The 12,602-nt window shown below is 69.4% G+C and carries 12 protein-coding genes; 7 read left to right on the forward strand and 5 right to left on the reverse strand.

Annotated features, from left to right (window positions below):
- Positions 1-276: 276 nt before the first annotated feature.
- The 5 genes from ACWEFL_RS29700 to ACWEFL_RS29720 form a co-directional block, all read right to left on the reverse strand.
- A complete protein-coding gene (locus ACWEFL_RS29700; RefSeq protein WP_451718308.1) occupies positions 277-1,923 on the reverse strand; it encodes an MFS transporter in 1,647 nt (548 codons plus the stop codon).
- A gap of 77 nt (positions 1,924-2,000) precedes the next feature.
- On the reverse strand, positions 2,001-2,474 hold the full coding sequence (locus ACWEFL_RS29705; RefSeq protein WP_451718311.1) for a hypothetical protein: 474 nt from the start codon (positions 2,472-2,474) through the stop codon (positions 2,001-2,003).
- 166 nt (positions 2,475-2,640) lie between these two features.
- Positions 2,641-3,333, reverse strand: a complete 693-nt coding sequence (locus ACWEFL_RS29710) for a GntR family transcriptional regulator (protein WP_451718314.1) — start codon at positions 3,331-3,333, stop codon at positions 2,641-2,643.
- Positions 3,334-3,605: 272 nt separating this feature from the next.
- The gene (locus tag ACWEFL_RS29715) at positions 3,606-4,514 is read right to left on the reverse strand and encodes an NAD(P)-dependent oxidoreductase (RefSeq protein WP_451718316.1); all 909 of its coding nucleotides are present in this window, start codon (positions 4,512-4,514) and stop codon (positions 3,606-3,608) included.
- Positions 4,511-4,924, reverse strand: a complete 414-nt coding sequence (locus ACWEFL_RS29720; RefSeq protein WP_451718319.1) for a carboxymuconolactone decarboxylase family protein — start codon at positions 4,922-4,924, stop codon at positions 4,511-4,513. The genes ACWEFL_RS29715 and ACWEFL_RS29720 overlap by 4 nt, the downstream gene beginning before the upstream one ends.
- A gap of 101 nt (positions 4,925-5,025) precedes the next feature.
- Between ACWEFL_RS29720 and ACWEFL_RS29725 the strand changes: the two genes are divergently transcribed.
- The 7 genes from ACWEFL_RS29725 to ACWEFL_RS29755 are packed head-to-tail and all read left to right on the forward strand — an operon-like array spanning position 5,026 to position 12,602.
- The gene (locus ACWEFL_RS29725) at positions 5,026-6,144 is read left to right on the forward strand and encodes a serine hydrolase domain-containing protein (RefSeq protein ID WP_451718322.1); all 1,119 of its coding nucleotides are present in this window, start codon (positions 5,026-5,028) and stop codon (positions 6,142-6,144) included.
- Complete coding sequence (locus tag ACWEFL_RS29730; protein WP_451718325.1) at positions 6,135-6,914, forward strand: N-acyl homoserine lactonase family protein; 780 nt, start codon at positions 6,135-6,137, stop codon at positions 6,912-6,914. The genes ACWEFL_RS29725 and ACWEFL_RS29730 overlap by 10 nt, the downstream gene beginning before the upstream one ends.
- A gap of 34 nt (positions 6,915-6,948) precedes the next feature.
- Complete coding sequence (locus ACWEFL_RS29735; RefSeq protein ID WP_451718328.1) at positions 6,949-8,448, forward strand: aldehyde dehydrogenase; 1,500 nt, start codon at positions 6,949-6,951, stop codon at positions 8,446-8,448.
- Positions 8,448-9,275, forward strand: a complete 828-nt coding sequence (locus ACWEFL_RS29740) for an N-acyl homoserine lactonase family protein (protein WP_451718330.1) — start codon at positions 8,448-8,450, stop codon at positions 9,273-9,275. The genes ACWEFL_RS29735 and ACWEFL_RS29740 overlap by 1 nt, the downstream gene beginning before the upstream one ends.
- On the forward strand, positions 9,272-11,380 hold the full coding sequence (locus tag ACWEFL_RS29745) for an FAD-dependent oxidoreductase (RefSeq protein WP_451718333.1): 2,109 nt from the start codon (positions 9,272-9,274) through the stop codon (positions 11,378-11,380). Before ACWEFL_RS29740 ends, ACWEFL_RS29745 begins: the two co-directional genes overlap by 4 nt.
- Positions 11,377-11,814, forward strand: coding sequence for a nuclear transport factor 2 family protein (locus ACWEFL_RS29750; RefSeq protein WP_451718335.1), 438 nt, complete (start codon positions 11,377-11,379; stop codon positions 11,812-11,814). The genes ACWEFL_RS29745 and ACWEFL_RS29750 overlap by 4 nt, the downstream gene beginning before the upstream one ends.
- Positions 11,814-12,602 (forward strand): SDR family NAD(P)-dependent oxidoreductase, encoded by a 789-nt coding sequence (locus tag ACWEFL_RS29755; RefSeq protein WP_451718338.1) that lies wholly within the window; start codon positions 11,814-11,816, stop codon positions 12,600-12,602. Before ACWEFL_RS29750 ends, ACWEFL_RS29755 begins: the two co-directional genes overlap by 1 nt.

The following is a 12,602-nucleotide window of genomic DNA, read 5'->3' on the forward strand; positions in this document are numbered from 1 at the left end:
GGCGGAGGGGCCTCGGGAACAGGCCAGGCGGAGCAGACCGCGTACGGTTCGGCCGGGCCGGATCCGATGACGACGGGGCGTTCGCGGAACGGGCGCGGCGACCGCGGAGGGAGGCCGCAGTCCCGCCACGCTCCCCCGCCGCCGCCCGGTGCGCGGCCGCCGCTGCGGGGAGTCGCGTGCGTGAGAACGCTCCCGGCTCGCCGACGTCCGCCGGGAGCGTCCTCGCACTGCCCGCTGTGTACCGGCCCGGTGCACGGCGTTCACCGGCCGATGTCGTCAGGTGAGCTCGCTGCCCCGGGTCTCGGGAAGTCGAAGCATGATGACGAACATGACCACACCGCTGAGCGCCACGTACCAGAAGAAGAGCGTCGAGAGGCCGGCCGCGTTGAGCGCGGTGAGGATCAGCGGCGCCGTTCCGCCGAAGGCGGCGACGGTCAGGTTGTACCAGGCGCCGATACCGAGTGCGCGGACCTCCGTCGGAAACAGCTCGCTCATGATGGCGGGCAGGATGGAGGTGATCAGGCTGTAGAAGCCCAGGCCGACCGTGAAGAAGATGACGAGCCCGACCATGTCCGATCCGACCAGATAGGACAGTGGCACGATCGTGAGGGCGATGGCCGCGGCGGCGAAGAGCAGCACCGGCCTGCGTCCGATGCGGTCGGACAGCGCCGCTGCCGGATACTGAAGTGCGACGAAGATCGCCGTCGCGATGGACAACACCAAGAACACATCGGTCGGATCGGCGCCACGGCCCTTGACCGCGTACGGTGTCGCCGCGGCGAAGAAGGTGTAGAAGCACAGGGTGGACAGCGTCGCGATCCCGACGATCTGCAGGACGCTCATCGGATGGCGTCGCAGGGTCGTCACCAGCGGCCGAGGCACTCGCCTGGCCACCTCCTTGCGCTGCTCGAACAGCTCCGTCTCGGACAGAGCGCGGCGGAGCCAGATGCCGAGGAGTCCGAGTACCCCGCCGACGACGAAGGGGATTCTCCACCCGTACTCCTCCATGGCGTCGCTGCTGAGCCCCCGTGCGAGGAAGAACGCCGTCAAGGACGCCAGAAGCACCGCGCTGGCGGTGGAGATCTGGAAGAAGGAGCTGTATCGGCCACGGTGGCTGGGGGGAGCGAGTTCTGCCAGGTAGACGTTGGAGTTGGCCGCCTCGCCGCCCACCGCGATGCCCTGGCCGATCCGGGCGACGATCATCAGCAGCGGCGCGAACCAGCCGACCTGATCGAACGTCGGCAGCAGGCCGATCACCAGCGAGCCGCCCGCCATCAGCGTGATGGAGTACAGCAGCGCCAGACGCCGCCCCTTCACGTCGGCCAGGCGTCCGAGCAGGAGTCCGCCGAGCGGACGGAAGAAGAAGGCCAGCGCGTACGCCACGAAGGTGTTGAGCATGGCCAGCGTCTCGTTGCCAGGCGGGTAGAACTGGTCCGCGAAGTAGATGCTGAACAATCCGAAGATCGTCCAGTCATACCACTCAAGAGCGTTACCGACACTCGCGGCGAACAGCTTCCTGCGCGGAAGACGGTGCTTGAGATCCGGTCTGTCGGCTTGAACTGATTGGGCATTCGCTGTCACAGCGGCTCCAAGATCATCGATACACGGCGGAGCGCCCGCACGGGGAGACTGCCCCGGCTGAGCATTGAGCAGAGCCACTGTGACAGATATATACCTGTCAGACAAGAACCTAGCAGTCCTCCACCTATCTACCAGACAGTAGGGAGTATTCCGGACGGTACCGGCACATGGCACGTGCCTTTTGACGTACAGGGGATGAGTCAATTCACCGGGACCGACAGGGTGCGGGCCGACGACCGCCAGCTCAGCCGCTTGCCCCGCACCGATACACCATCCGCGATCTGGCTCGCGTCGGCCTTCTGGACGGCCGTCGTCACAGGAGGAACCGGCCGTCGGGCACACAGCAGTGCGCCGACCGCGAGTTCAGCGACGGTGTCGCTGAACCCACGATCGGCGCGCTGAGCAATCGGCCGAGGCACTCAGCCGAAGTATCGGAGGGCTTCCTCATGGGAAATCGGTTCAACGATGGTCTGATCGCGAACGATGTGCCAGTCGTGGTCTTCGGTGCGTCGCCAGACCAGCGAATTGCGGCACAGGAGGGTCGTCTTCTTCCCGTCGGCCGCCGTGAGGATCGCGATGAAGATCATCCATCCGGAGGCGAAGTCGCCGGAGACCAGTACTTCCGGCCCCTCGGCGATCGCGTGTTCCGCTGACCGCATGGTCATGAACATCGGCCAGAACGCTTCCCCGTACTCGCGAACGGTGCGGAACGTCCGGCGCTCCGGATCGGCCTCGTCGAAGAGGATCACCTCGGCGTCGAAGTCGTAGAACCGGTCGAAGGCGGTGCGGAACTCACGCGTGTCAGGGCCCTCCGCCTTGTCCCATTCGAAGATCCAGTCGCGCTGCAACGCAGCTACGATCCGGGCTTCGGCGTGCGTTGTCGTGTCAGGCATTCTTCACCCTTCGGCGGTTCGTTCAGTACGGCATCGAGCCTGCCGGTCCCGAGCCGTCCGAACCAGGGTGAACCTCTCCTAGGACCGCCACCGCCGGCCGAAGGCCGGCAGCGCGGTCTCCGGGCAGTCGTCCGGTCCGGTCCGCGCCGCCGTTCCGCCAGGTGAGTCAGCTGGTGTGCCGGGAGGGGCCGGGCTGGCCGCCTTCCGGTTCGGCCAGGCGCGCGAGTGCCGCCCGCTCGGCCTCGGCGACATGCTCCCGGCACAGCCGCTCGACCGCCTCGGCCTCTCCGAGCTCCGCCTTCGCGAGGATCGCGCGCAGTTCCCGCAGAGTCTGCCGAGGGCGGCCGGACGCCGAGAGCGACTTCGAGCGGAGCAGACTGGTGCGCCGCTGAAGCGAGGCCAGCATCTGGTGCGCGACCTCGTTGCCGGCCCCGTCGAACAGCACCCGGTAGAAGTCGTCCTTCACCGCGAGCAGGTTGCCCTGCTCCTCGATCTCCGCCTCGAACCGATCGACCACCGCGGCCAGCTCACGGTGCTGCTCGGGGGACGCGTGGAGGGTGAACAGACGCCCGGCCAGCCCTTCGAGGACCGCACGTACTTGGTACAGCTGCTTGGCCTCCGCCTCCGTCACCGAGGCGACCACCGTGCCCTTGCCGGTGATCGAGACGACGAGCCCCTCCGACTCCAGCTGGCGCAGCGCCTCGCGGACCGACGGCCGGCTCGCCCCGGTCAGTTCACACAGCTCCCGCTCGATCAGCATCGAGCCCGGTTTGAACCTGAGATCGGTAATGGCAGCGCGAATCATCCGAGCGACCTGGTGACGGATCGGCTCGACTCGCTGGACCCGCATGTCGTTCATTGGGCTGCCACCTCGGGATACCTCGGATGCATTTGTCATCTAGCATACAGCGGCTGACTGACAGACTGACCAAAGACTGCCCTTGATCCCCGGCGGGCGCGCGACGACGACGGCGCCTCCCCCTGGGCCTTGCGCCCCAGGGGGAGGCGCCCCCACGCCGCGTTGCCGGAACACCGGAAGACTCGTCTACCGGGCGCGGCGAACATCCCTCCGCCTTACGGTGCACCGTGTCCGACGGCGCGCGCCGTCGGACACGGTGCGCAGGGCGGCTCTCAGCCGTATGCGGTGCTGTTGATCATCTCGATGTATCTGGCGATCTCCGTGTGGTCATGGCCACGATCGTCGTCGGGGCCGAGGGAGTCCAGGGCCTGCTCCCACAGGTCGACGCAGGCATCGGTGAACGGCGCTGCCGCACCTCCCGCGGCGGCGACGGCCTGAGCCGTCTTGAGGTCCTTGACCATCAGGTCCAGTCGGAAGTTGGAATCGTACGCGCCGGAGAGCACGAACTGTTTGAACTTCAGCTTCGTCGAATTGTTCATGCCGGTCGACGCGTTGAGCACGTCCACCATCAACTCGGGGTTCAGGCCGAAGCGCTTGCCGATCATCAGGACCTCGAGGCCGATGAGCATGCCGCCGGCCGAGCACAGGTTGTTGAGCGCCTTCATCGCATGCGCGTTGCCGACGTCGCCGACCGGGGTCACACGTGAGCCCATGGCGCTCAGGAGCGGTTGCGCCGCCTCGATGTCCGCGTCGTCCCCGCTCACCATGATCGCGAGATCACCTTTCCGGGCACGCAGCATTCCCCCGGACACCGGAGCGTCGATGAACCGGCAGCCCGCCTTCCGCGCCTGCCCGGCGAGTGCCCGCGTACGCACCGGGTCGCTCGAACTCATGTCGACGACCAGGGCTCCCGGTGCGAGGTGAGCCAGCACCCGCCCGTCACCGACGAGCACGTCCTCGACGATGTCGCTGCTGGGCAGCATCGTGATCACGACGCCGGCCTCTGCGGCCAGGTCGGCGAGGGAGGCGGCGGTCGCGCCGACCTCCTCCGCGACCCGGGCCGCGCGCGTCGCGTCGGCGTCGTGGACCACGACCCGGAAGCCCGCGGCGATCAGATTGGCGGCCATGGGGGCGCCCATGGCGCCCACGCCGATGAAACCGATCACGGGAGGTGTGTTCACTTCGTCGGCTCCTTCAGGGCCCCCTCGCTGACCAGGACCTCGTGCGCGGCCTTGAACGCGTCGAGGCCCGCGGGGATGCCGCAGTAGACGGTGGCGTGGAGCAGTGTCTCGCGGATCTCGTCCACGGTGACGCCGTTGTTGAGTGCTCCCCGCACATGCAGCTTGATCTCGGCGCTCCGGTTCAACGCGGTCAGCATGGCGAGGTTGATCAGCGAGCGCGCCTTGCGGTCGATACCGTCACGCGACCACGCGTAGCCCCAGCACCACTCGGTGGTGATCCGCTGGAAGGCGTGCATGAAGTCATCGGCAGCCGCCAGCGAGCCGTCGACGTACTCCTTGCCGAGTACATCTCGGCGGATCTGCAGCCCCTTCTGGAAGAGTTCGCCGGTTTCCGCGGATGTGTCAGACATGAGACCCCTTGGCAGTAGTTGACCTCGGTAGACCCTCACGTTAACATCCTGTCAGCTGTCCGACAAGTTACAGCAGCTAGCTGTCCAAGATAGGAATGACTATGGTCTCCGGAACCTGGGATCCCGCTTTCAAGGACGTCGCCGAGGCGTTCGAGGCCAACTTCGAGGCCGGGCTGGAGGTGGGCGCGAGCTGCAGCGTGGTGATCGACGGTCGCTGTGTGCTGGATGTATGGGGAGGCCGGGTCGACAGGCCCGCGGACAGCGCGGAGTGGCAGGCCGACACCATCGTGAACCTCATGTCGGTGGCCAAGGGCTTCGCCGCGCTGACCGTGCACATGCTCAGCGAACGCGGCGATCTCGAGCTCGACGCCCCGGTGGCGAAGTACTGGCCCGAGTTCGGCCAGGCAGGCAAGGGCGACATCCTCGTCCGGCATCTGCTGGACCACCGCGCCGGCCTCGAAGTCCTCACCGAACCGCTGTGGCCGGGCGCGGTGTACGACTGGGCGGCGATGATCGGCGCCCTGGAACGGCAGACCCCGCTGCATCCCGCGGGCACCCAGCCTGCCTACCACACCGTGACCATGTCCTTTCTGATCGGCGAGCTGGTCCGCAGAGTCACCGGCAAGACCTACGGGCGGGTCCTGCGCGAGCTGGTGACCGGGCCCTGTGAGGCCGACTACCACGTGGGGCTGACCGGCTCCGACCTCGACCGCTGCGCGCGGTTCCTGAAGTGGGCCGGGTACAACACCCGCGGCCAGGGCGACGACGGGCCGAGTGACCTGCTGGTCCGCGCCTGGGCCCAGTTCGACCCCGCCTCGGACGACGACTACAACAGCCGCCGATTCCGGACCGCGGAGATCCCCGGTGTGAACGGCCACGGAAACGCCCGAGCGGTGGCCCGGATCTACGGGGCCCTCACGCAGCGCCGACTGCTCGGCGACGCCGCGCTCGAACGAGCCATCGAGGTGCAGTGGTTCGACACCGAGCCGGTTCTGTCGCACCACTACCGGATGGGTCTGGGGTTCACGCTGAACAGCCCGGACGCGTACATGGGCCCGAACCCGCGCAGCTTCGGGCACGTGGGCGCCGGCGGCGCGACCGGTCTGTGCGACCCCGACGCGCGCATCGGCTTCGCGTACGGCATGAACCTCATGCACCCCAGCCGGGACAACGGACCTCGGTCGCGCCGAATCCTCGACGCCCTCTACGGATGTCTTTGATGGTCCCCGAGCACCGCGTCTACTCCCTGCGCTACGCGACACTTCCCGGCCGCACCCGCGGCGAGAACTTCGTCCAGACGGCGGAACCGGGCGCGCCGATGCCGATGGACTACTTCGTCTGGCTCGTCGACGGGCCCGCGGGGCGGCTGCTCGTGGACACCGGCTTCAGCCGCGCGGTCGGCGAGCGACGCGGACGCACCATGGTCGCCGAGCTGCCCGAGCTGCTGCGGCACCTCGACACCACGCCCGAGTCGATCACCGACATCGTCCTGACCCATCTGCACTACGACCACGCCGGCAACCTCGATCTCTTCCCGCACGCCACCTTCCACGTGCAGGCGAGCGAGCTCCGGTTCGCCACGGGCCCGCTCATGTCGCACGAGTTCTTCGGCGCACCGTTCGAGGCCGCCGACCTGGACCGGCTGAACGAGGCCGGCGAGCAGGGCCGCGTGCACCTGGTGGAGGGCGAGCACACACTGCGCGACGGTGTCGAGCTGTACCGTGTCGGCGGGCACACGGGCGGAACGCAGGTGGTGCGTGTGCACACCGCGCGCGGCTGGCTCGTGCTCGCCTCCGACGCCCTGCACTACACGGAGAACCGCACGGCCCGCTCCCCCTTCCCGCTGGTCGTCGATGTCGCCGAGATGTTCGCCGGTTACGACCTGTGCGAGCGGCTCGCCGACGCGGAGGACCTCATCGTTCCCGGACACGATCCCGCCCTCGCGAGCGCCGGCCTGCCGGTCGCCGCCGAGGTGAGACGTCTCGCCTGACCCGTACCACTATCAACCCGACCCGGAGAAACCTATGACAAACCCTCACCAGCCACGCACCGCGGCCTTCGGTAATCTCGTGGACGGGCAGTCCGCGCCGGCGGCCGACGGTGCCACGTTCACGTCGGTGAATCCCACGACCGGGCAGGGCTGGGCCCGCTTCGCCCTGTCCACCGCGACCGACGTCGACACCGCTGTGGAGTCCGGCCACCGTGCCTGGCGGACGGTGTGGCGCGATATGACGCCGTCCGAACGCGGCCGCCTGCTCACCGAATGGGGCGCGTTGATCGCCCGCGACGCCGAGGCGATCGCGGAGGTCGAGTCGGTCCAGAACGGCAAGGTGGTGGCCGAACTGGTCGCCCAGGTCACCGCGTCCGAAGGGTGGCTGCGCTACTACGGCGGGCTGGCCGACAAGATCGAGGGTGCGGTGATCCCGGTCCCGCAGCAGACCGTGCTCAACTACACGGTGCGCGAACCGCTCGGGGTCATCGCGGTGATCCTGCCGTGGAACTCACCCACCTTCCACACGGTGATGGCGATCAGTCCCGCGCTGGCCGCCGGCAACACGGTCGTGATCAAGCCGTCCGAAGTGACCTCGGCCTCGGCCCTGCGCCTGGCCGAACTGGCCGTCGCGGCAGGCATCCCACCGGGTGTGGTCAACGTCGTCACGGGACTGCGCGAGTGCGGGCAGGCGCTCGTGGACCACCCGAAGGTCGCCAAGATCTCGTTCATCGGCAGCGTGCCGGCGGGTCGGGCGGTCGGCGCCGCAGCGGGCCGACGGCTGGTGACCTCCACCCTCGAGCTGGGCGGCAAGAGCGCGAACATCGTCTTCGACGACGCGGATATCGACCTGGCCGAGCAGGGCATCCTCGCCGGCATCTTCGCCGCCACGGGCCAGACCTGCATCGCGGGCTCGCGTGCCTACGTCCACCGCTCGCTCTACGACACGATGGTGAACCGTCTCGTCAAGCGGGCCACCGAGATCGTGGTCGGCGACCCGCTGGCGGCCACGACGCAGATGGGACCCGCCGCGACAGCCGACCAGTTGGCGAAGAACGAGCAGATGGTCGCCGCCGCACTGGACGGCGGCGCGGAGCTGCTCACCGGCGGGCACCGCGTCGACGTCGCCGGATTCACCGACGGGTTCTTCTACGCGCCCACCATCCTGCACAACGCCGGACCCGACAACGTGGTGATGCGCGAGGAGGTGTTCGGCCCCGTGCTGACCATCACTCCCTTCGACGACGGCGACGAGGTCGTCGAAAGCGCGAACGGAACGCCGTTCGGGCTGGCGGCCGGAGTCTGGACCCGGGACGTGCGACGGGCGCATCTGATGGCACGGCGGCTGGAAGCGGGCACGGTGTGGATCAACACCTACCGGTCGCTCGCCTACAACTCGCCGTTCGGCGGGTTCAAGGACTCCGGCACCGGCCGCAACAACGGACTGGAGGCCATGGACCAGTTCCTGCAGACCAAGAGCGTGTGGTGCGAGCTGGGCACCGAACCGCTGAACCCGTTCGTGATCCGCGTCTGATGGCCGCCCCGACCGAGAGCGGCGTTGCGCCGTGGGAGATCACCGCGCTGCGGTTCGCGCGGCTGTCCCGCCACCACCGCGACGCCCTGCTGATGTGCCCCGAACCGCTGGCCGGCCGGCCCCTGGAGATGGACTACTCCTTGTGGGTGCTCCGGAGGGGCGATGAGACCGTCGTGGTCGACACCGGTTACTCGCCCGAGCTGGCGGCCCGCCGGGGCCGTACTTTCCTCCATGATCCGATGGCGCTGCTCCGGCAGGTCGGCGTCGACCCCGCCGCCGTGACGGACGTGGTCCTCACCCATCTGCACTACGACCACGCCGGCAACCTCGACCACTTCCCCGCCGCCCGGCTCCACCTCCACGAGCGGGAACTCGGTCCGGCCACCGGCTGGCACGCCCACGAACCCGCGGTGTCCTTCGCCTACGAACCCGACCATGTCGCCGCCGTCGGCCGAGCCCGCCACGAGGGGAGGCTCCGGCTGCTGGAGGGAGACACCCCGCTACGGGACGGCATCCAGCTCATCCACCTCCCGGGCCATACACCCGGACACATGGCCGTGCGGGTCCTCACCCGACGAGGCTGGGTCCTGCTGACCGGCGACGCCGTCCACGTACACGCCAACCTCAAACAGCGCCGGCCGTACCCCCTGTACACCAGCCTGGAGGACACCTTCCGCGACTACGACAAGATCACCGCGCTGTCCGAGAGCCCCGACCACGTCATCCCCGGGCATGACGCGTCCGTGATCGAGCGGTTCCCCGCGGCCGCGCCGGAACTGGTGGGCCGCGCCGCCCGTCTCGACCTTCCGCCGGAGAGTGAGTTGTGACGTACGACTGCGACGTTCTGGTCCTCGGCGGCAACCCGGGCGGGTGCGCGGCCGCCGTCACGGCGGCCCGCTCGGGTGCGTCGGTCATCCTGCTGGAACCCACCGCGACGCTCGGCGGCAACAACGCCAACGGCGTGTTCGCCTTCGACACCGCGGACCCGGTCGGTCTCTCGGGCATCGCGACCGAGGTGTGCGACCTCATCGACGCGCATTACGCCGCGCAGCCGGAGCCGGACCCCGTCCGTCAGGCCCGCGAGGACCCGGTGTGGGAAAGCCATGTGAACGCGGCGGCCTGGCGCGCCCTGACCGACGCCACGGACGGGCTCCAGGCTCTCACCGGAGCCGTGCCCGTAGCCGCCACCGCCGGGAACGGTCGTGTGGTCAGCGTCTCGTGGCAGCGAGCGGTCACCCCGGCCGGCGACCCGCCCGGAGCGGACACGGCCGCGGACGTCTTCGAGATCCGGCCGCGGTTCGTCATCGACGCCAGCTACGAGGGCGACCTGCTGGAATGGCTGAACGTTCCGTACCGGATCGGGCGGGAACCGCGCAGCCCCCAGGAGCCGCACGCCGGCCGCGTCTACACCACCGACACGGCACTCGGGCCGGGCGGCGTGCTGCCGCATTCGGTGCTGCCGCACAGCACCGGCGAGGGCGACGACGCGGTCATGGCGTTCGCGTGCCGTCTGCACTGCCGGTGGTACGACGACACGAGCCCGGACGCGCCTCACCGGATCCGCGAGCCGTCACCGCACTACGACCCCTCGCGGTTCCGCTGGAGCCCCCAGGGCGTGGACGCCGACGGCAACCCGCGCTGGTTCGGCGGAATCTATCTGCTGGCCGGTGGAAAGGTCCTGGTCAACCGCACCGTCGCCGGGAACGAGCTGGCCGGGCCCACCAGGGACTACATCCTCGCCCACCCTCGGGACCGCCGCGTCCAGCGGGACAAGTTCATCACGCACGCACTGGATTTCCTGTACTACATCCAGACTGCGGGCGGCTGCCCCGGCCTCGGTCTGGCCGACGACGAGTTCGCCGACAACGGCCATCTGCCGTACCGGCTGTATGTGCGGGAAGGACGCCGGCTGCGAGCGGACGTGACGCTGACCGAGTCCGACGTGTCCCCGTTCCTCACCGGCGACGGAACCCGCCCCCCACTGCGCCCGGATTCCGTCGCGATCGGGAACTGGCCGGTGGAATCACGGGCTTGCGCCGACCGGCTCGAACACGACTACCCGATGCCGGAGGGCTGGTATTTCGGCAGCGTCACACGGGCTCCCCACCAGGTGCCCTACGCCTGCATGGTGCCGCCCGGTCTCGACAACCTGCTCGTCTGCGGGTCGGTGAGTGCCACGCACCTCGCGTTCGGCGCCGTTCGCGTCGAGTCCACCCGGATCAACCTCGGCATGGCGGCGGCCGTCGCCGCGGACGAGGCGCTGCGCCGCGGGGTGCCGGCGGCCGCCGTCGACGTGCCCGTCGTTCAGGAGCGGCTCATCGCCCAGGGCACGCCGGCGACCTTCTTCTGCGACGTCACCGCGGCGGACGGCGAGCTGTTCACCGCCGTCCAGCGCCTCGCGCTGCGTGGTTGGGTTCCCCGGGACACCGAGTGGAGGTTCCAGCCGGACCGGCCGGTGACATGGGCCGAACTGGCCGACGTGCTGACCGCGGTGCTGCCGGTACCGCGGTCGGTGACCGGCGTGCACTTCGCGAAGGTCCCGACGACCCACCCGGCCTTCACGGCTCTCGAAAGTCTGTACGATCTCGGGACCCGTGCCGGAGTGGACCTGTTCGGCCTCGCCGAGCTGCATCGGGAGCGGGCCGTGCCCGACCTGCTGAACCCGCGCAGCGGGACGCCGCTGCTGCCGCACGATCCGGACGATCCCGTCCCGGCGGAGGCCGGTCTCCGGCTCGCCGTCGCCGTTCACAGCCTGACCGTGGCACCGGTCGCGGACGCCCCGCGCTCCTCGCGGACGCCGCCGCCGCGCTCCTCACGGACGCCGCCGCTCACACGCGGCCTGCTCGCCGGGGAACTCGACGCGCTGTCCGACAGAACCCAGAAAGCCCAGAAAGGTCAGAAGGACCAGAAAGATCAGAGGGAACCGAAATGACGGAAGCAACCGGATTGATCGGCTTCGGCACCGCGGATCGCTTGGAGGTCCTCGACCTCTACGCCCGCTACTCGCACGCGGTCGACGCGATGGACGGCGACGCCTGGGCGGCGTGCTGGGTACCGGACGGCGAGTTCAGCCCGTCGGTCGGCCCGACCGCCGGAACGATCTACCGTGGGCACGACGCACTGCGCGAGTTCGCCGACTCCCGGCCGGACAACTACCCGAAGGCCCGTATCTGGACCGGGAACCATGTACTGACACCGCGCGAGGACCACGTCGAGGGCACCTGCTACGGGATGACGGTCGACGTCAGCGGTGCCGAGCCACGGCTGACCGCGCACTACGTCTACCACGACGAGGTCGTACGCCACGACGGCCGGTGGCTGTTCCGTTCCCGCAAACCGCGTCTCGACGTCGAGGTGGAGCGCTGATGGCCCGCGCCGCTCTGGTGACCGGGGGCGGCGGCGGGATCGGCCGGGCCATCGCTCTGGACCTCGCCCGCGACGGCATCGCCGTGGCGGTCGCGGACCGCGACCACGCCGCTGCCCGGGCCGTCGCGTCCGCGGTCACCGAGGCCGGCGGTACCGCGATCGCCATCGCGCTCGACGTGGCCGACCCGGCCGCGTGCGAGGCAGGAGTGCGGGAGACGGTCGACCGGCTGGGCGGCCTGGACATCCTGGTGAACAACGCCGGCTTCACCGTGCTCAAGCCCATCGCCGACACCACCGACGAGGAATGGGACGCTCTGCTGGGCACCGTGCTCTCCGGCACGTTCTACATGTGCCGAGCGGCACTGGCGGTCATGAGCGACGGCCGCGACGGCCGCATCGTCAACATGGCCTCGGCCGCCGGCACCCGCGGTCTGACCGACCGCGGGGCCTACGGCGCCATGAAGGGCGGTGTGGTGAGCCTGACCAAGGCGCTCGCCGTCGAGGTGGGGTCGCGCGGCATCACGGTGAACGCGGTGGCGCCCGGCCCGGTGGAGACACCGCTCGTGGCCGGGCACCCGGCCGAGGTCCGACAGTCGTGGCTCGACCTGCTGGCCATCAAGCGGTACGCGACGCCCGAAGAGGTCGCCGCCACCGTCACCTTCCTGGCTTCGGCGGGTGCGGCGTTCGTGACCGGCCATGTGCTCGCCGTCGACGGCGGCTTCGCCGCCGGATCAAGCCTCGCACCGCAGCGCCCGGGCGGCGATCTCGTCGAACTCGTCGCGGATTGA

The sequence above is a fragment of the Streptomyces sp. NPDC004838 genome (assembly GCF_053600955.1).